This is a genomic window from Chryseobacterium echinoideorum (genome assembly GCF_007474535.1).
In the GTDB taxonomy this organism is placed as follows: Bacteria; Bacteroidota; Bacteroidia; order Flavobacteriales; family Weeksellaceae; genus Chryseobacterium; species Chryseobacterium echinoideorum.
In genome coordinates this window covers 202,229-222,852 of sequence record NZ_VKNW01000009.1, presented here as the reverse complement: position 1 = coordinate 222,852, position 20,624 = coordinate 202,229, and the positions used below count along the sequence as shown (strand labels likewise).

At 32.6% G+C, this 20,624-nt stretch carries 20 protein-coding genes and 1 tRNA gene; 1 reads left to right on the top strand and 20 read right to left on the bottom strand.

Going from position 1 to position 20,624, the window contains the following annotated elements:
* Positions 1–293 precede the first annotated feature (293 nt).
* From FOL89_RS13285 to FOL89_RS13195, 19 genes are all read right to left on the bottom strand, one after another.
* Positions 294–1,100, bottom strand: coding sequence for a glycoside hydrolase family 24 protein (locus FOL89_RS13285; protein ID WP_144283278.1), 807 nt, complete (start codon positions 1,098–1,100; stop codon positions 294–296).
* Between the two features lie 205 nt (positions 1,101–1,305).
* On the bottom strand, positions 1,306–2,232 hold the full coding sequence (locus FOL89_RS13280; RefSeq protein ID WP_144283277.1) for a hypothetical protein: 927 nt from the start codon (positions 2,230–2,232) through the stop codon (positions 1,306–1,308).
* Entirely contained in the window at positions 2,183–6,211 is a 4,029-nt protein-coding gene (locus FOL89_RS13275) for a PAAR-like protein (protein ID WP_144283276.1), read from the bottom strand. Before FOL89_RS13275 ends, FOL89_RS13280 begins: the two co-directional genes overlap by 50 nt.
* 97 nt (positions 6,212–6,308) lie before the next feature.
* Positions 6,309–6,668 carry a hypothetical protein gene (locus FOL89_RS13270; protein WP_228444916.1) on the bottom strand — a complete coding sequence of 120 codons (360 nt, stop codon included), beginning with the start codon at positions 6,666–6,668 and terminating at the stop codon, positions 6,309–6,311.
* Positions 6,669–6,833: 165 nt separating this feature from the next.
* Positions 6,834–7,925, bottom strand: coding sequence for a hypothetical protein (locus FOL89_RS13265; protein WP_144283274.1), 1,092 nt, complete (start codon positions 7,923–7,925; stop codon positions 6,834–6,836).
* A gap of 1 nt (position 7,926) precedes the next feature.
* Entirely contained in the window at positions 7,927–8,730 is an 804-nt protein-coding gene (locus FOL89_RS13260) for a hypothetical protein (RefSeq protein ID WP_144283273.1), read from the bottom strand.
* Between the two features lie 29 nt (positions 8,731–8,759).
* Positions 8,760–9,197, bottom strand: a complete 438-nt coding sequence (locus tag FOL89_RS13255) for a hypothetical protein (RefSeq protein ID WP_144283272.1) — start codon at positions 9,195–9,197, stop codon at positions 8,760–8,762.
* 12 nt (positions 9,198–9,209) lie between these two features.
* Positions 9,210–10,454 carry a glycine zipper family protein gene (locus FOL89_RS13250; protein ID WP_144283271.1) on the bottom strand — a complete coding sequence of 415 codons (1,245 nt, stop codon included), beginning with the start codon at positions 10,452–10,454 and terminating at the stop codon, positions 9,210–9,212.
* Positions 10,455–10,486: 32 nt separating this feature from the next.
* Positions 10,487–11,059, bottom strand: a complete 573-nt coding sequence (locus FOL89_RS13245) for a hypothetical protein (protein ID WP_144283270.1) — start codon at positions 11,057–11,059, stop codon at positions 10,487–10,489.
* Positions 11,060–11,150: 91 nt separating this feature from the next.
* Positions 11,151–11,585 (bottom strand): hypothetical protein, encoded by a 435-nt coding sequence (locus tag FOL89_RS13240; RefSeq protein WP_144283269.1) that lies wholly within the window; start codon positions 11,583–11,585, stop codon positions 11,151–11,153.
* Positions 11,586–11,755: 170 nt separating this feature from the next.
* Entirely contained in the window at positions 11,756–12,199 is a 444-nt protein-coding gene (locus FOL89_RS13235; RefSeq protein WP_144283268.1) for a hypothetical protein, read from the bottom strand.
* Between the two features lie 36 nt (positions 12,200–12,235).
* Positions 12,236–13,255 (bottom strand): hypothetical protein, encoded by a 1,020-nt coding sequence (locus tag FOL89_RS13230; protein WP_144283267.1) that lies wholly within the window; start codon positions 13,253–13,255, stop codon positions 12,236–12,238.
* Between the two features lie 11 nt (positions 13,256–13,266).
* Positions 13,267–15,165 carry a type VI secretion system Vgr family protein gene (locus tag FOL89_RS13225; protein WP_144283266.1) on the bottom strand — a complete coding sequence of 633 codons (1,899 nt, stop codon included), beginning with the start codon at positions 15,163–15,165 and terminating at the stop codon, positions 13,267–13,269.
* Positions 15,166–15,308: 143 nt separating this feature from the next.
* Positions 15,309–15,698: a type VI secretion system tube protein TssD gene (tssD, locus tag FOL89_RS13220; protein ID WP_144283265.1), complete on the bottom strand. Its 390-nt coding sequence runs from the start codon at positions 15,696–15,698 to the stop codon at positions 15,309–15,311.
* Positions 15,699–15,838: 140 nt separating this feature from the next.
* Positions 15,839–16,225, bottom strand: a complete 387-nt coding sequence (gene tssD, locus FOL89_RS13215) for a type VI secretion system tube protein TssD (protein ID WP_144283264.1) — start codon at positions 16,223–16,225, stop codon at positions 15,839–15,841.
* 172 nt (positions 16,226–16,397) lie between these two features.
* On the bottom strand, positions 16,398–16,784 hold the full coding sequence (tssD, locus tag FOL89_RS13210; RefSeq protein ID WP_144283263.1) for a type VI secretion system tube protein TssD: 387 nt from the start codon (positions 16,782–16,784) through the stop codon (positions 16,398–16,400).
* Between the two features lie 676 nt (positions 16,785–17,460).
* A tRNA-Asn gene (locus FOL89_RS13205) sits at positions 17,461–17,534 on the bottom strand.
* A gap of 81 nt (positions 17,535–17,615) precedes the next feature.
* A complete protein-coding gene (gene rseP / locus FOL89_RS13200) occupies positions 17,616–18,962 on the bottom strand; it encodes an RIP metalloprotease RseP (protein WP_144283262.1) in 1,347 nt (448 codons plus the stop codon).
* A 104-nt stretch (positions 18,963–19,066) separates the two neighbouring features.
* Positions 19,067–19,504 (bottom strand): DUF6646 family protein, encoded by a 438-nt coding sequence (locus FOL89_RS13195; protein WP_144283261.1) that lies wholly within the window; start codon positions 19,502–19,504, stop codon positions 19,067–19,069.
* A gap of 104 nt (positions 19,505–19,608) precedes the next feature.
* On the opposite strand from FOL89_RS13195, the gene FOL89_RS13190 reads away from it, so the two are divergent.
* Entirely contained in the window at positions 19,609–20,361 is a 753-nt protein-coding gene (locus FOL89_RS13190) for a nitrilase-related carbon-nitrogen hydrolase (RefSeq protein ID WP_144283260.1), read from the top strand.
* A gap of 18 nt (positions 20,362–20,379) precedes the next feature.
* Here the strand turns inward: FOL89_RS13190 and FOL89_RS13185 are convergent, their stop codons facing one another.
* Positions 20,380–20,601 carry a hypothetical protein gene (locus tag FOL89_RS13185; protein ID WP_144283259.1) on the bottom strand — a complete coding sequence of 74 codons (222 nt, stop codon included), beginning with the start codon at positions 20,599–20,601 and terminating at the stop codon, positions 20,380–20,382.
* Positions 20,602–20,624: the final 23 nt, after the last annotated feature.

Below are 20,624 nucleotides of genomic sequence, written 5' to 3'. Positions count from 1 at the left end.
CTTTCCAAAGAAACCGTCACTCAACTTGAAAAAGGTAAATGACGGTCAACTATTTTTAAACTTTGCTTAAACCGAACTCAGGTTAAATTAATAATTCCATTTGTTTGACTTTGAGTAAAAATAGTACACATAGGATTATCAACAGGATCGTGCCATTTTCCATCATTATTTTGAGGTTGTGAAATAGTACTTTCACCGCAACAACCATAACCAAAATCTTTTAAAAACCCTTTTTTAAGATGTAAATCACTTTTTCCTGCGAGTTCTTCTTTTAAAAATTTTTCGTAGTTTGCTTAACATTCTGCTTTTGTTCCTGTGGGCTGTCCATAAGGTGCATCAGGTAAACTAGCCCAACATAAACTTGATGTTAAAATTACTTTGTCAAAATCATCATCAATAATCATTTGTACAATGTCTCCGTAAGCATTGTTAAATTTTGCTCGTCCTGCTCTTGGTGTGCCATCTTCTTTGTAAAAAAAACTATGTGCTCTTTTGCCTACGTAATTATGTTTTAAAATAACTATACATAACTTATCTTGTGATTCTTGATCAAAACTATTAATTTTATATTGTTTTATATAATTCAGTTTTTCTGAGTACTGCCAATTTTTATTTTTATCTAAATAATATCCTTGAAAACCTTTAAAAGTGTCTTGCATAATTTGATATGCTCCAGTAGCACTCGATGAATATCCACCGGCTGTAATTACTATTTTAGGATGGGTACTCATATCTCTATTATACGGAGGTTTAGTAAAATCTTTATTAGTAAATAGTGTAGTATATCCTTTTTGGCCTTCAGAACCTTCTTTTACCCTCAACATTCTCATAAAAGCTCTCACTTTTGCTTCACATTCACAAACTCCGTTTTCATTAGAAAGTTGCGGTATTGTTTGTCTTCCATTCGTCACAGCCCCAACATAACTTGCTTCTTTCAACAAATCACTTTGAGGCGTAAGAACTGTAGAACACAATATATCACTGTTCTTTCCATCTAATAATTCATCATCGTCTTCATTATAGATTTTGGCATAGTAATTTTTGGTTTTCTTATTTTGCTTGGCATCTTTTAATTTACCCCAATTGATCTCAGTGATCAAAGTTCCATCTTCTTTTACAGTTTCAATTACTTCGAGTTCTTGGCATTCATTGTCTATTTCCCAATTGATGTCTTCAAAAATTTTTACTTTTAGCTTTGTACCTTTTGGATAGGTTGTGTTAGCATATACCCAACTTATAACGTCGTAATCTACAGGATTATGCTTTTTCCTTCCGTTTCATCTTTTAGGAATTTATTATAAAGCATTACTCTTCACATTTTTTTAAGATAACTGAATTGTCTTTATTTTGTTTTCCCTCTTGTTGAAATTGACATTCGGTAAATTCTCTCTTTTTTGTCTTATTGTTATAGAAACCATACCAATAAAAATAAAGTGTATTATCATCTATTACTTTTATATAAGCAATTGGTTTGTCATTTAGATATTCTTTCCAATTTAACATCATTCCCCCACGTCCCATATCTTCTGGTTTTTCTTTCAGTTTAAAGGCTATGCCTTTTTCAAAATCATATCTCTTTACTTCAACCATATCAATATAAATTTGATTGCTTTGTACTTCAAAAAATATTTCTTTGTCTTTTATTTTTATATATGAGCCTTCATTACATTTAATGCCCCAAGTTCCATTGGTATTATAATTTTTGGAATCTGACCTTTCAATATCTTCACAATCATCATAACATTCTTTACATGGCTGCTTCGAGTGAGGAATTGTATTAATGTATAAACTGTCTATAAAAATTTCACCATTAATTTTCCAAAATTTTTTATTTTTATCTAATTGTTGAAATGTAATAAGACTATCATTAGTTTCAGGAGTTTCGTTATTATACTTATATTTTGTTCTGAAGATAGTCTGATTTTTTGTATTTAATATTTTTGATATAATAAGTATATAATTTTCTTGTCCCCAATCACGAAAAATACTATCCTTATATATAATATACTTAGGAGTTTTGGCATCACAAGGTTGATATAAAACTTTACCTTCTTTTGTATCCTCAACTCTAAAAAAGGTATGCCCTGTAATATCTAAATTTTGACTATTTTTCTTATCCTGACACGATACTAGTGCGAATATGAATATAAAATAAATTTTAAAAAAATATCTCATAATTGTATTAATTATTTCTTCTAACTTCTGTAACTGTATAAGTATGTGAGCCTCCATAGCTTTTTCCTTGTAATAAATTATCACCTTGTAAATATAATTTTAAGGTTTCACTTGTTCCTTGGTCTTTAGTTGGAGAACCAACATCAAAAAAGCGATAGTATATTTTACCCTCTTCACAACCTTTACCTACTATTACAAAGAAATGTTCTGTTGCTTTATGTGAATTATATGTTGCTTTTCTCAAATTATCATCAAGACCTACAACTATTGGATTACCTAATTTCAATTGTGAATCAAGATAATCTAATGCTTTTTGAGTATCTTTTGGTATCAATGTAGTTCCTGTTTGATCTGCCATGATAATACGATTTTGAGGATAACCACTATTATTTTTTAATCCATAGTTTGCCAATATATCAATACTAGCTTGCCAACATTCGCTTGGTTTTTGATGGATCCAGTGTTCTGGTTTTGATACATCATAATGATTTTGATGACATTTATCACATGATCCTGTTCCTACTGATGGTGTTGATTGCCCATCACAACAACTATACCCAAACTCTTTTAAAAATCCTTTTTTTAAATGTAAAGGACTTTTACCAGTCAGTTCTTCTTTATAAAATTTATCATATAATTCCAATGCTTTTTCCATCGTTTCAATTGGTTGCCCATATCTACCAGGAGGTAAACTAGCCCATTCATAGCTTCCATATTTTTCTGTTGCACCTTTTATTTCTCCTTTTATTATTAAATCTAACATACCCTCTCTTTTATGTTTAAATAAAACTATACAAAATTTGTCTTGCCCCTCAGGTGAAAAATCTTTTACACTATACGTTTTTCTCTTATTTATCATATCATTATCGCTCCATGTATATCCCATTACTTGGTAGGCACCTGCAGCAGAACTATACACTTTTTCTCCATTTTTCTTTGTGTACCACAGAACTTTTATTTGAGGATGACTACTCATGTCTTTATTGTGGGGTGATTTTGTAAAATTGTCTCCACCAAATAATTTAGTATAACCACTTTCAAAATCATGAGCAATGTATACAATTTCTGTTTTTTTAGTCTTTTTATTATATTCTGATGATTTTATTAGTTCTCCTGTTCCTTCTCCTACTCTCAACATCCTCATATAAGCCCTCACTCTTGCTTCTTGTTCGCAAACTCCGTTTTGATTATCCGGTTGTTGTATTGTGTCACTTCCAACAGTAACCGCTCCTACATAACTTGCTTCTTTATTCAGCTCACTTTGTGGCATTAAAACCGTAGAACATATTGTATCGCTGTCACTACCATCCAATAATTTATTGTCGTCTTTATCATAAATGACAGCATAATATTTCTTCGTCTTTTTATTTTGCTTGGCATCTTTTAATTTCCCCCAATTGATTTCTGCTACCAAAGTTCCGTCTTCTTTTACGGCTTCGGTTACTTCCAGTTCTTTACAGTCCGGATCTATTGCCCAATCTTTATCTTCAAATATCTTTACTTTCAGTTTTGTATCTTTCGGATAAGTAGTGTTTGCATAAACCCAACTTATGATGTCATAATCTACAGGATTGTGCCTTGCTCTTCCATCTTTATCTCCTATTATTGCTCTGTAAACTTCTTCTTCATTATTGACTGTAAGATGCTTTTGAGTGTCTTTCTTTTCGGTAACATCTGTTAAAGAGGTATTAAAACCAATTAGTTTGGCTTTGGCATATAATTTCACTTCGTCGGAAGCAATATTGGTGGTTCTCTCTTTTATTTTATCGCTGAGTTCTATTCTGTGATATGCATAACTATCATTAGCTTTTCCAGTAATTTGAAGATTATTTTCTATATTAGAATAAGCAAAATCATCGTCATTAGGTGGATTATCATCATCGTAAATATGAAGTTCAATTTTCTCTCCTTCTATATTTTCTCCTTTTATGCAATAATCTACGGTTTGTCCCCATCTCGCACGGCTTACCTCACTTCCTCCGAAATCGTTCCAGAAACCTTCTGTTATTTTGGCTTCTACTATGGGTTCTGATTTTATAATCCCTTTTTGAGAATTAATATAGCATCTTACGCTTAAAACCCCAGAAATTGTAGGGGTATAATCTACATAATGCCCCTGAAATGTTTTTCCTCCCAAGTTCCAGTAAATTTGTTCGTTGCTAGCTAAATTTTTAAAAATTAAATCATTATTTCCAATACTAAAACGGATACTTTTACCTACTTTCAACGGACCGTTTTTCTGATAGCTTATAATATCATTATGCTTCACTTCAAAATGCCAGTCATCTTCCTCATGTTTCGCTTTTGAGCCAAAAGCATTTGCCATTTTACAAAAAGCTTCTACGACATATTTTTGAGGTGTAAGAAGCATATTGCCCGGTATGGTAATGCTTCGCCCAGTTCCTATCTGTATACCGTTGAGATTCCATTTTATTTCGTTTATTTCATTGGGAGAAATATCCAATTCAGGAATAGCTGTATTGAAATCGTATCTCATTTTTTCAACATGAAATTGAAGAGACGTTCCTGGGCGTACTACTTCAGCAGAATGACTTATACCTACCACCGTATTACTTTCTGTTTCTCCGATGAGTTGTTTGGTAATTATTTCTCCCGATTCGGTGGTATATTCTGCGACAATGGTATAAATGGCTTTGCTATTTTGGGGTATTAGAGTAAGGCTTACTCCTTGTGCTACCGCATCTGTAAGCACATTACCTGCTGCGTCTAAGGCATACATCCTAAGGCGAGACTTTTCCTCTAAATTTCTTGGCATACGGAATTTTGCATTAAAACTTACAGGAAAATTCTGTCTGAATTTTAGTTTTTTATTTGCATCTAACCGATTGGAAAAACTATCCGTTACACATTCCAAATCGTAAAGAACATTTTCTATTACTTCAATGTCTATAGAACACGAGGGATCACATTTGTCATATTTCCCATTCTCGAAATCCGGACTTTTTGGTTTTCCATATCCTTCTACACGATATTTACCATATTGCTCGAAGCTTTGGGAAAATTCTGTCCCAATTTGCGCTCTCACTAGTATTCTGTTTTCTTTTGATCCTTCATGATCGTTATAGACTACCCAGGAAGTGAGTTGTTTATTTCCCTTGCTTAATTGAGCTTCAAACATAGCTTCTTCTCCTTTCCGTAAATAGATTACAGAAAATTCTGCTTTATCAATTTTTGAATTCTTTGGTTTAAAATTTTGTCTGTTTCCTATCTGATTAATTGATATGGAAGATACAGAAGGATAATCTGTTTTTTTCTTAGGCTGTTCTACTGCAGGATTTACCATTGCCAATTCGAGCGGGTTTGTATTGTCGGCGTGTGCTGTAGTTACAGAATCGGTTTGTCCGTGTTTTTCTATGGTAATTTTTCCACCTACCATACATTTCAGTTCAGAGATTTCTGTGAGAGATTTCTTGCCCTGTACCTGTGTACTTTCATAGGCTTTGTCCCACTTAGGAGCAGGTGCAAGGGCACATGGAAGATAACCTCCGGAAGAAGGTTTTAGTGTGCACTTCCCAAAAGTAGCAACGGGAGGCATAAAGGTTTTATCATCTTCTGTAGCTAAATATTTTTTGGATTGGTCATTAAGCACAATAATTTTATGTGAAGTGACCTGAAAATCTGCTGTTTGCTTTGGGTTTTCTGCCTTGTCACAAACGCATTTTGCACCATGTACTACGAAATATTTCCCATCGTGCTCACCTTTAGCTATCTGTTCTTGTTTTTTTTTCTCTTCCTGTTTCTTGTTTTCTTCCTGTTGTTTTTGCTCTTCCTGCTGTTGCTCTTCTTTTACCTCATCTTTTGGAGGTTGGGCATCGCCATTCATTATAGCAACATCTTCCGGAGAGGGTGTTAGTAATTCGGTATTGGCATACAATGTATTGCCTACCTGATGATTGAAACCAGCGCACTCGTTATGATAACTCTTGAGCTTAATCCAATCTTTTAGCCCTAATTTTTTTGCAATTGAAGAATAGGTATCTCCAGATTTTATGATATAAGGAATTGGTTCTGCCATCTCTTTGTATTTGTTAACTGTTTATATCGTTTTTCTTATCATTTTATCGGCTTCAGTTTTATATAAAGCTCTATTTTTCAACAATAATTACAATATTCTACCGTTCTCCGTTATAAGAAGTAAGCCATATCTTTCCACCTGTATGGAAATTCTCTTCCTTGGGAATTTCATAATATTCTACTTCACCAGTATTTGCATTTACCCATATACCAGAGCAATTAAATACTCCTATCTTATGAATGTATGTTACAGTAGAAAAAATATAAAAATCATCAAGAACATAGAATAAAGGATAACCATGATTTGATTTAAGTTTTATTTTATCCTGATTTTTTGAAGAGTAGTCTAAATGTATTTGATAGGCTTCTTCCAATTTTATTTTCTTTGAAGATTCCCATTCTTGAAATAATTGCGAATTTCTATCATAGGCTATCGCTTTATTTTTGTCTATTTTCATTTTTAAATTATTATGATTGTTACAGCTAAATAAAAATACTGTTAATATAAAATATTGGAAAAAAAATCTCATTTTAAGTTTTTGTTTAAGATAAATCTTTTAGTATCGTCTCTTTTGCCATTTCTCCTTTTTTAGATCCTGCCGTATTCGTTAACATCAATGTTTTTAAGTGATTAAAAAAGAACTAGGGGTACAAATTGTCCCATATGGCAATCTTCTAATAATTTTTGCTTCTACCAAAGAATCATGAACTGTCGAAGTACAATGCTCTCCATTTTCCATTATATTCACAGAATATAATCCCAAGTTTTTATTATATTTATTTTCCCACCATTCTTTAACGATTTTTGCTTGGGACTCTTTTACTTCTATTTCAAATATATGTACTTCTCCCAAAACTCCATATTGTTTTCTCAAGCTATCACTGTTTAGAATAGTCATTATATCATTTAAATTTGCATCTCCATTTGAAGAATAGGAATAATCCCACCAAGGTCTGCCCAATGTTCCCAATGGATCTCCATATGAACCTTGATTTAAACCAGAATCTTTCAAAGTGGGATCGTCAATACCATTATAGATATCTGTAGTGTCTCCATCATTGTTTAAATCTCCATATTTTGTTTCAGAAATATTTCCTTGTAAAATAGATTTATCTTGCTCTGGTCCATAATCATAGTATTCTTTATCTATACCTATGGCTGTATGACCTAATAATCCCGCTTTTGCAACAATTCTTTGTCCAGTACTCATACCGGAATAATCATAATTTTCCATAGGCAGCTCTACAATAACCGTTATCAATACTTCTTTTTCGTACAGTATAAGATAATCATCACTTTCTTTGGGAAGGTTGGCTTTATCTCCATTATAGACACATTCTACATACAGCTCCAACTCGTCTCCTTCAAAGTTTTCATCCAGCAATGCTCTGCTTCCTTCACCAGTTGTCCACTCCACGAAACCTTTGCCACCTGTAATTACAATTTCTTTGGATTCGGTATTGGTACCTGCTTCTGTTAAGGTAAGTTTGTCTTCCAAATACGGAAAAAAATCCCAATCGTAAATCGTAAAATTTATCTTTTCTCCATCATCAATATTGTCCGTTTCTACATTAAAACGAATGGTTTCTCCAATAGTGGTTTCTTTAATTGGATTATCATTTCCATCTGTCCATTTCCCGTTAAGAAAATATTTGGTAATCACATTTCGTTTGATCGGCACTTTTATATCGTATTCTACTCCCGGATTAGCCATCTTATGTGTTTTTGAGTGTTATTTTTTGTTCATAAAGAAAAATATTTTCTATCTCAATTGATATATTCGTTTCCGAATTTTTCATCCTTCCGGTTTCTCCGGTGTATTCCGATTTATGGTAAAAATCCGCAAACAACGGTACATTTTCATCTTTAAAATCTACAGAATAGTCATTATTATGAATGTAATGGATAATGCCATCCATCACTTCTTGTGCATCTCTTACCTTGGGTTCATAGATTAATCGATTGAGGTTTTTATCATATTTTATTTCTCCTCTCCATGTGGAAAGCCTTATTGGTAAAATATTCCATTGGAGTTGATAAATTTTTCTCTGTTCAAATTTTTGCATACCTAAGTTCAATACTTTCATAAAATGCAATTGCTTAATGAATTCCCTTAAATTTTCTTCATTTTTTACGGCACTCATAAAATTATTGCGAATGTGTTTTGCTCCGTCTCCATGATAAGTGTCTTGTATCTCCTTATCAACTTTCCTGATTCGCTCCTGAATGTCCACAATATTGGTTACATATAGCCTATATTCTTTTACTTTACACCTCAAAGGAAATATGGCTTCTGCATAACGATGGGCAATTCCCAGAAATTTAGTGTCTATTTTTTGCCCATTTACTTTGTAATTAGATCGTACAATCTCTATATCATACATAGAACTCTTGCTTTTTTCAAGAAAAAGTGTGTATGTCAGAGTAGTTTTATACTCTTGTTCTCCTATCTTCAAAGTACATTTATCTTCGATGGAGTATGTGGAAATGGGTAATGTTAAAGTAGGGGATAACTGCATATAACTTAATTTTTCACCAATAATTCTTGTTATAACATATTGTTATTTATAAACCAGGTTTTCCACTCATTAGGACAATCATACTTAAAAAGATATTTTTCCTTTTCTATCTTATTGAGCTTCTTCCAGTAAGGGAGCCAGTTATTGATACAATAGTGTTCCTGATATCCTTGATTCCATCTTGGTGACCCTTGAAATACTTCTGGAAATACAAACCATGGAGGAAGTAATTCTTTGAATTGTGAAACATAATTTTTGAATAATATTAGTTCATTTTCTGTTCTAAAACTTATACCAACATAATCTAAATTATTTGTAATTTTTTGAATATTGATTTTTACAAAATTAATATTTTCAATTAGCAAAAATCTCTCTAATTCGCTGGTAGATATTTCAGGTAATCTATTTATTAGCTCTACAGGTAAGTAAAAATGATACCAATGTTTTTTTGAAAATAAACTTAACATACTCAAACAATTTTAGTTTTCATCTATATAATCAGCCACCCAATCCGCACCAAAATATCCCGCAGTTCCAAATATGATTGCACCAACCGCACCTGTAATAATAGCTCCAGGTCCTGTCTCTATACCTACAGCCGCCCCTCCTATAGCTCCTATTTTAGCTCCCGCAATTGCACCTCCCCATCCTCCAACTTGTCGAATTGTTTCTGCCGCTATTGGTTTAATTGAATTTTGACTTATTGATTTTTCTGTTGCTTGTTCAAGTTCATAAGCTGTTATAACAATACCAATGACATTAAATACTCTTAAGCCCTTTGTTATTTTTATTGATGTAGAAGATTTAATTGCATTGGCTGGTATTTCTCCTTTTATTAATACTTCTTTTTCCGTATTTGAAACAGCATTAATTACTTTTTCCAATCTTACTTTTTCTTTAGGAGAAGGAGCTTGTTCTTGTAACCTTTTTAAATCAGCGACTATTTCTTCAGTAGAATATATTTTACAACCTGCTGCTTCTGCTTTTTTAATATCAATATATTGTGGAGAACCAGTAATATTTGGCGCTCCATGTGGCAATGTACTTCCAGATAAATAAGGACTCTGATTTAAACCATAAGCATGTTGTCCTATTGATATGTCAGCTAGAGGATTAGGAGGAGACATTCCGAACATCTCAAATTTATTACTCTTAAAGTAATCAAAAATTGTTTGAGGAGGTGGAACTACAACTTTTCTAACAATTTTTCCAGATGGTAATAACTCATCTGTAAGAATAAATAAAAAAGCTCCACCATAATTAATTTTTACAGAAACCTTCAAATAATCACTAGAATCAAAAGGCAAGTCAACATTTTCATTACTATAACTACATGCGTAAAATAATTCTAATGTTTTGTCTTCTTCATTATTAATCAATTCTGCTAATTTTCCCTGTTCATTTAATTTAATAGGTACAATAACTTTATCATTATTTTCAATTTTATAGTAATTGATAATATGATATCCTTTTTCATCATTTCCTATTTCTATTGATTCATTTCCTCCACCTTCTTTTGTATCCGAATCAAGCAATCTGAATGCTATATTTTTTTCATCTTCATTTCTATTTTTCATCTTAACATGAAACCTTACGGTATCACCCAAAAAAGCTTCTTTGATTGGTTTGTCATTTTCATCTGTCCAATATCCTTCATCAAAATATTTGGTGAGAGCTTTCCTTTTTATTTCTTTTTTCTTATCATATACTAATCCTGGTGGCATACTAATTCTTTTTTTAGGGTTATATAACAAGATTACTTATTATCAAAATAGAGTTTAAAATATTTCCCTTTTTGTTCAAACAAAAAAGTCATTAAAAGACTGTCATTATTATTTATTATTTCATATACATAGTTTTCCAAATTTTTATGATATCCCAATTTATCTATCTCTTCCTTTAACAACCTCATTTCCTGCATTGTAAAATCTATTTTGTCAATTTTCAAAATACTTTTTCCTGAATTTTGTTCTTTTATATTTACTATTAATGGGAAATTTGTAGATTTTATTTTGGGAATACTAATATCTTTTATACGGAAATTATCTTCATCTAATACGTATTCTATAAGCAAATCTTCTTGCTCTGGCTCTCCTTCAAAGCTTCCTACAGTTTTATAAAATAAAATATTTCCCGCAGAAATAGGAAGGCTTTGAGAAGATATGTATATATCGGCTTCTTCTTTAGTAAGAGTTTGTATATGATGCATTATTGAATCTCTTACTTTTTTTGATTCTTGAATATCCTTTTCTGCAAAATCATTAATTTGTTGTATACCCTCTACGTTATCCTTATAATTAAAAACATAATTTGCATATATGTCATTCATAGAAGTATATTTAATTTCCATACTTTTTTTATATACATGAAATATTCGATAATAGAATTACTATCCATACAATTTGCCTCATAGGTCAATATCAATAAATATCAAAAAGTAATTTTTTTGCCTTTTCTTTATCTTCATTTTTTATGATACCTTCTTGCTTGTAAAAATCTTCTACTGGTATTAAAATTTTGTAAAAACCTTTTTTGCTCCTAATTTCCGATTCTCTTCCAACATATATTATATTTATTATATCTTTTTCTTTTTCTAAATACAAATGATTTATATGATCATTTGCATTTCTCATTACATTATCAAATTTCAACACATTTACCACTGAATCTTTATAGGATATATAGATTTTATATACTACTCCTACTTCGGTTTCTGGCTTCAATTTCATTCTCCTCCCAAAAAATAATAAGGTTCTTATTTTTTCAGAATCAAAATCTCCTACTTCAACAATAGTTATCTTTGTGTTGTTTAATAATTCTGCATCTCCGAATACTTTAAATTCCTGATTGTCCATTTTTTTACATGATTGATTTATAACTAATAACATTAATAAAATTAGAGATTTAACGATGGTCATTAAATACTCCTTGATGTGATGATTTGATAAGTACACCATTTTTTTTCATTTTTGAAATGGAGAAAAATTTTATTACCTTATATATCTTACTCTATTTTTAAATAGAGCTAATAACGACTGTAAAAACGATTGTTATATTTTTTCAAATCTTCTTTAGTAATTATGAGATTTTTTTTCATATAAATATCTTTAGGAATTAGTATCTTCTTGTATACATCATTACTACCTACATCTGCTTTTCTTCCTACAAACCAAAAGAGTATTTCATCATTTTTATTTCTTTCTAAATAAAGATGATTGATTTGATCATATGCATTTCTGAATATATTTTCCATCCTAAAACTTTCAACAAAATTATCTTTATATGATATATGAAATTCATAAAAGCTATATGACTCATCATAAGGAATAACAATAGATTCACCATTATATAGCAAAGTTTTTGTTTCATATGTAATATTTTCGTTTTTATAAATGGTAAAAGTGCAATTGACTTTTACATCTTTTAATAACTCATTGTTTCCAATAACTTCAAAATTATTTTCATTCATACTGTTACAATTTATATTTAATAATAAAAAAAACATTTAACGATGGTCATTAAATACTCCTTGATGTGATGATTTGATAAGTGTTCCATTTTTATAGCAATTCATTACATTAGCTTTTGGATATCCTCCCTTTTTTAATTCTTCTTCTGTTAGTGATGATTTGTCGGGTCTATAGCTAATAGATTTTTTACCCTCTCCTTTATTGCCTGCTACTTGATATGTATTTCCTCTTATATCCCATCCCAAGCCATTCTCAATAATTCCTCCACTATAATCTCCATCTATACTTCTTGCTGCACTTGTAACACGATAATCAGGGTAAAATGACGGAAAAGATGATGTAGATTGTCCCCAAACTTCAACATCTTTAAAATTGGATAAATTGGAAATATTTTGTGCAAAATTCTTTGATGCACTTGGATTTCCAGTGTTACAACCATAAAACACACATTTACCACTTGGTGACCATAAAACATCAATTTGTTCCCAACCGCACATATCCATTTGTTGTGGCCATCCACTTATAGGACAATTGATCACTTCTTTATTATAAGAGATTGGACCATCACCTGCCGCATGAGAAAAAACACCAATTTCTGCCATAACAACCCTTTTCGTATCGGATTCCGAATGTTTTTTTACAATTATAGGTATTTGCTCTAGAATTTCATCAACAGATTGAATTGGAATACTAAATGCCTTATATTTTTTTCCATCATACCAAGATATTTTTTTTAAATTTTTTAAACGAGTTTGACAGGATTCTGAAATCATATGTTTTCCTTTATGATCCTCATCTATATAGAAAAATAAAAATAAAAAAACATCTTCTTTTTCTCCTAAGACATTACTACTTATCTCTTCTTGATTTTTATCAACTTCACTTTCCTTTCCAAATCCCTGTTTTACTACTTTTTTCTGGCTGATAAGTCCTAAGTCGTCTTGTAGAGCTTCAATAATCACTTCTTCAGACTCTTCATAAGAAACCTTACTTATGGAAGTATAGGTATCTTTAACTACAATGTTTATATTTTTAGCATTTTTTATAATAGCCATACCAGAAATATTTAATGCGAGTTTCCTTCTTCTCCACTTTGGGATTTTACCGTTTTTTCACTTTGCAGAATCATATTTTCTTTTGTACTTACTACCGTAACTTTTTCAGCATAAGAATCACTTTTTTTAGATTGCACATTTCTTTCGTTTTCAGAGATCTCCGTTCTTTTATCTGATGATTCGTGAATATTCCCCGTTGCTAACTGCATAATATCTTTTCCTGCTGTATCTATCATATTAATCCCTGCATTGGAGACAATATTAATCTTTGCTGTAGATAATATGTTTTGCCCTGCTGTCATAGTAATGTTTTCTCCTGCATTTAATGTAAAGTTTTTAGGCGCATTCACATTAATATTCCCCTGTCCATCCATCAAATAAGTATTTCCACTCGGGTCTTCTATGAAAACTGAACCTTCGGCATCGTTGAGAATAATTTTTGTTCCACTTCGGGTATGAATTACTTTCTTGTCGTTTCCACTTGTGTGATAAGAACTCGTTTCAGATCCATTATACTGCGTTCCCATCACAAAAGGCTTCTCTGCATTTTGTGATTCGTGGCTTACCAAAACTTCTTCCCCAATCTCAGGGATAAAATGAAAACCTTTGCCCGCTCCGGAATGTGGCTGAATCAATCTAATCCACGGCGTTTTCTGTCCTTTTTCTTCCTGCCAAGGAAACTGTACTCGCACTCTTCCCGCTCCAGTTGGGTCGTTGTTATCCATAACTCTTGCAGGCTGTTCTTCTCCTTTCGGTACAGCTTCGGTGTCGATGTATGGTGCTGCATTGAACAAATCCGGGATGCCGACAAACTCGTTATAATAATCGCCCGGTTCGTAAACGTGCTTGATTTCTATAATCCTGTAAGTTTCCATCGCTTTGCCGTTGATGTCGGAAAGTTGCGCTCTTCCGCCAATCTTAAGTTCCGGAGTTTTGCTTCTGCCTTTTACCTGCATCAGGTTTTCACGCTTTTCTTTCTCCAATCTTACAGCTTCTTCCAGCTGAGCTTCCGAACCGTCGTGGATTCCCGTATGATTGAAGTGCATTTTAGGTTTCTTCTTGAACACGTTTTTAGAAGCATTGGTGGCGATCACCTGAAACGGACTTTCCTTAAATTCGCTTCTTGCACCATTACTGTCTTTTTCTATTTTAGATCCGCTTTGGGTGTCGTAACTTGTGAAACTAAATTCCTGAGCCTGCATCCGCATTTCAAATTCAACATCAATCAAATCTACATTTTCGCCCAATTTCAAAATAGGTTGTACCGTGTTTCCGAAGATGAGTTTTTCACCATTGTAATAGAAATATTCTCCGTGACGGATGGCGAGTCTTTTGATAAACTCGTAATCGGATTCTTTGTACTGAACTGTGTAAGGAAAGGCTTTTTTATTATATTCATTAAGATGATCGGAGGAAACTTCTACTTTGGCTTCCTGTGGATATTCTTCGGTAACCTGTTTGATGATCTGCTCCAGCGTTTTGTCTTCAAAACTCTGGCAGTCTTTTCCGCTTTCCAGCAAAATACTTGGTGCATAACCTGTAATATGAAGATCCCCATAACCTCCGCCTTCGTCTTTTTTGTTTCTGATCTTGCCGATAATGCCTCTAAAATAATGCTGAGTTGTACCAAAACGCCAATAGGTAATTCCTATTTCTTTTCCAAGCAAATTTTTGGAATTCTCCATCACATAGCCTTTAAAAGTGTCTAAGGCATCATCCGGAACGACGATCGTAAAGCTGTCGTGGTCATTGGTTTTCTGGCTCAATTCTACCGTGTAACTGTTTTTACGGATAAACTCTTTGCCGTCTAAAGTCAACAAACAATAAACGAGAGGATTTGTTTTGTCGTGAAGCCAGTCTTCAAATCTGCGCGAAGTGCCGAATATGGTCGAAAAATCTTGGTTTTCCATACTATTTTATTATTGATGGTAAGTAGTTGATAGTTTTTGGTTGTCAGTTGATGGACTGAAATTCAATACCTTAAAAGTTTATAATTTATGATTTAATTATTCACAAGAATTCAGATAAATCATTAATTATCAATCAATGATCATTATTCCAGCCACTGTTTTTCGTGCATCGCTCCGTTGATGTTGAATTTTTTGGCAATCAGACGCATTTCTATTTGCAGAGGCTGGCTGTCAAGTCCGTTGAAGCATTCCGTAAATTCTATGCAGTATGCTTTTTCAAAATTCAGCTCCTGAAGTTTGCTCATCGCATCTCTTCGGTAGAAAATAATTTTGCCGTTTTTCATCTGATTATGATCCAGCATCCAGCCCAAAAGCTCAGGGTTTCCCGTGCTTTCGATTTTGATGATGATGTCTCCACCTTTAGGCATCCCTTTCGGCTTTCCGGTGCCGTCAACAGGCTGGATGAAGTTATATTTACACTCCAAAATATTGTAGGTGTTGCCGTCTAATTCTAGTTTTGATAAAAAGGACATATTTTTTTATTAATGGATTAATTTGAGAATGAGATAATTTGAAAATTAGATAACTTGTTTTCATCTATCACATTACACTTCTTATGAAAAGAAAAAAATGGGCAATATAATCGTATTACCCATTTTCTTAGCTCAATGGCTTACACCCACTCATTGATGTACTTGCCTGTTCCCATCTCAAGCTCTCTTGCAGAAATAGTGAAGGTTTCCGTAAGAGGATTATCTCCGGATGCATCAAATTTCTCTTTGTGCTTTACCAGATAAGCTTCTGAAAATTTAAGCTCTTTCAACGTAGCCTCGGTGTCTCTTTTGTAGAACACAACGCTTCCGTCTTTTCTCTCGAACGAATTGGTCATCCATTCAAACAAATCGGTCTCACCGGTACTTTCAACGGTGATATCTATTTTTCCGCCTCTTGTAATGGTAGAAGGCCTTCCCGTAGCATCTGTTTCCTGGAATAAACCATAGTTTATGCTTAATACGTTATAGCTTTTTCCGGATACTTTTAATATGGATTTAAATGACATAATTGTAAAATTTTAATTGTTATGAATAGAATTTGTGTTTTTAAAATCTTTGAACCAAAATGAAATTATACGTGATAAGAACACAATTGAAATCAATACAATCTAATCCCTATCTATACAATAAGATTAATTTGAATCAAAGAATTTTAATGGATTTGTTTCTGAATAAGGATTATACCCACTCATTGGTATGCTTAGCATTCCCCAACTCGATTTCTTTTGCCGAAAGCACGAAAGTCTCTGTTAATGGATTATCTCCCGATGCATCAAAGTTTTCGTTGTATTTTACGATGTAAGCTTCTTTGAATTTAAGCTCCTTTAATGTAGCATCGCTGTCTCTTTTAGTGAACTTAACACTTCCGTCTTTTCTCTCGAAAGAATTGGTCATCCATTCAAAAAGATCGGTCTCGCCGGTGCCTTCTACTGTAATAAAGATTTTGCCTCCACGGGTTACGGAAGAGGGTCTTCCTGTTTTGTCGGTTTCCTGTAGCATTGCGTATTCTACAGACAGTACGTTACGCTTTTTTCCTGCGTATTCCAAAATGGTTTTAAATGACATAATAAAATATATTTAAGGTTTAAATTTTAATACTACCAAACATGGAATATACTCTGATCTGTGCTTCTTCATCATTTGTAATTTTGACATCAAACCAATATGGAATATATTCTGACGTTATATAAATATTTTCTTAAAATTTCACAATCATGCTGAAATATTTATAAATCAAATGTAGAAATATTTTTTTATCCTGCAAATACTTTGGAATGCTCTTTTTAAAAGCAAACCTTAGGAAATCAATTTGTTACGAACAAAAAATAACAAAAATAACAGACAGAATTTTATGCAAATTTTCACATAATTGAGAAACATGGCATTTATTCTTATTAATAAATTATTACAACTAAATTATTCGCAAAATGAAAATTTCGCAATTTATTTACCTTTGTAGATAAAAATCTACAAAATTTCTCTAAAAATGATGATTTTTCGTCCTATTTGTTTCTGATTTGAACTGAATTATCTAAATTTTTTGAAAAAAAATCCGACCGGAATACCAATCGAAGTTAAATTTTTAATCCTTTTCACAAAAAATAGTAAGATAATGCTCAACTTGAAGCAAAAGACACACTAGTCACTTGGAGGTTTTGAAACTGATCCAAAATGTTGTACAAAAGTTGCAGCCAAAAATAAAAAAGCACCTACATTTTTGTAAGTGCCCGATCTTAATTAGCTCCTCCTGCTGGGCTCGAACCAGCGACCCTCTGATTAACAGTCAGATGCTCTAACCAACTGAGCTAAGGAGGAATGTCATTGTTTTTAAGTGGTGCAAATATAGGACGGATATTTAAAACACGCAAATTTTTTTAATTAGATTTTTAAAAAAAATTAAAATTTATTCGTGATAATTTTAAAAATATCTGCTCCAAAAATCAGTAACATTAAGCCTAACAGGAAGATAACCCCAACCATTTGAGCATTTTCCAGAACTTTTTGCGGAACAGGCTTTCCTACGATCATTTCATATAAGGTGAAAATAACATGCCCCCCATCTAATCCGGGGATTGGAATTAGATTCAAAAATGCTAACCAAACGGAGAACATCGCAGTAAAACTCCAGAACATTGTCCAGTCTATTGATACACTTCCATCTTGAGCTTTGTCAACAGGCATATTTTTGATAATTGCCAACGGACCACCTACTTTTTTATATCCTTGTACTTTCGAATTGAAAACCAGTTTAAACTGCTTTACCTGATAAGTCAAACTTTCAATGCTTCTCGTAAAACCTCTTCCAATTGATTGTGCAAAAGTAAAATGTTTGGTTTCAGCATATTTTGTCAATTGTTTATAAGAAGCCAGACCTAAAGTTCCCTCTTTTGAAACCTGTAAAACCAATGGCTGAACTGTTCCAGCTCTTGAAACTTCAATATTAAGGTCTTTTCCTGCATTATTTCTTACTACTTCCTGAAATTCGTCGTAATAAGCAATTTTCTTTCCGTTTGCTGAAATTACCTGATCACCAACTTTTAAACCTGCAGCTGCCGTTTGGGGATTATATATAGAATCAATTACCGCAGGATATCTTGGTGTAAGAAATGCTTTCGGGTTTGCATCTTTAAAGGCTAAAGCTTTACCGTCGTCATTTGTTTGGAAGGTAACCTCTTTACCATTTCTCAGAACAGTAATGTCGTCACTCAATAATATATCTAATGAAAGTTTATCAAGATTATTCTGAACTTTTCCATCAACTTTTAAGATTTTATCACCATCCTGAAAACCCATCGCTTTTGCAACATGAGTATAATTCATTGGGGCATCTATTTTTGTGCTGTCGAAAACAGTTTCTCCGTTAAAAAACGAAAGACATCCGTAAATAATCCAAGCCAGAAAAAAGTTTACCGTTACTCCACCAAGCATGATAATCAATCTTTGCCAAGCCGGTTTTGCTCTGAATTCCCAGGGTTGTGCAGGCTGTTTTAGTTGTTCGGTATCCATGCTTTCATCCACCATTCCGGCAATTTTCACATAACCTCCGAACGGAAGCCATCCAATCCCGTATTCGGTTTCTCCTATTTTCTTTTTCACAACAGAAAACCAAGGATCAAAGAAAAGGTAAAATTTCTCCACTTTGGTTTTGAACCATTTTGCTGGTAAAAAATGTCCAAGCTCGTGAAGAATTACTAAAATAGAAATACTCAATATAAATTGAAAGATCTTAATCGCTAATTCCATTAATTGTTTTTAGATTTTAATTTGCAAAGGTAACAATTATCAATAGGATGCCAAATAAAAAAGCTCCTCGTAATGAGAAGCTTTGTCATATAATGATATTGTTTTTAAAAATTAAAGGAAACTCCTAAGCTTCCGTTATTTCCAACCTCAGCAAAAACACCAACTTTGTCGGTAAAGAAATACCTTGCACCAATATGAGCCCCAATCCCGAAATCTCTGCCAAGAACTCCAAGATCAACACCCGGATAAAGATCCAATTGCTCAGGAAGATCCAACGCTTCTTTTAAATGAAAATTCAGACGACCAAAAATAAAAACTCTGTTGTCTTTATTATTGTCTCTGTAATTGTCAAAATAAGCATTCCCTCCTGCCCCAATTGAGATAACATCACTGAGACCGTAGTCATAGGTTGCCGTTACTCCTGTTCCGTATCCCCATGCATTGAGTCCTAAATTGACTTTCTGATCACCTTTTCCTGTGTAAGCCTGAGCATTGGTAATAATACCCGCGAAAAGCATCAGTAATAAAATCATTTTTTTCATAAATAGATTTTTTAGTTTAAAAGATCATATAAAAAATATCTTCATCAAAAATAAAACCGAAATCAGTTTAAAGCTGTATTTTTATGGAAGATTAAACAAGTATTATGAAAATTACAGGAATTAACTTAGACATTGTCTGGAAAAACAAATTAAAAAACTTTGAAAATATAATAAATGAACTCAAAGATGAAAAAGCAGACCTTTACATTCTTCCTGAAATGTTTTCTACCGGCTTTTGTATGGATGCTGCTAATGTTTCGGATCGTAACGGAGAGTCTTTGGAGTTCTTAAAGGAAATGGCTAAAGAAAAAAATGCCGCTTTTTGCGGAAGTGCTCCTGTGGAATCAGAAGGTAATTTTTACAACAGAATGTATTTTGTAAAACCTGACTCAGAAGTTGTTTTCTATGATAAAAGACACTTGTTTTCTTTTTCAGGAGAAGATAAGGTCTATACACCAGGGAAAGAACGGGTTATTGTTGAATATTTAGGAATCCGCTTTCTGTTACAGGTTTGCTATGATCTTCGTTTTCCTGTTTTCTCAAGAAATAATGATGATTACGATGCTATAATATATGTTGCCAACTGGCCTGAAAAAAGAGTCGAAGCCTGGAAACATCTCCTAAAAGCAAGAGCTATAGAAAATATGTCTTTTGTTTTTGGGGTAAACAGAATTGGTACGGATGGTAATAATCTTTTTTATCAGGAAAGTTCTCATAGTTTTTTTGCAGACGGAAAAGAAATCTCAACAAAAAAAGGAAATCTGATCTCATCAGAACTAAATTTATCCGAACTAAACAAGTTTAGAAACCATTTTCAGTTTTTGAATGACAGAGACGATTTCTTGATTAAGATGTAGTACTCTATTCTCATAAGTTTATCTAAAAATATCTTTAAGATTTTGTATTAAAGATGGTTTTTCGTATCCTAGATATTTAAAATCGTTCTGAATTTTATTCTTGACTTTAGAATAATTCCGATGATAATATTGTGAAATTTTAGCAATCTTATTTCCTTCTTTATACAAATAAAGATATTCGTAAATATTACCTCTATATACTACCCTGCTATATTTCCAGCCGTTTATTTCATTTTTCATATATATTTTAGAAAATATGCCGA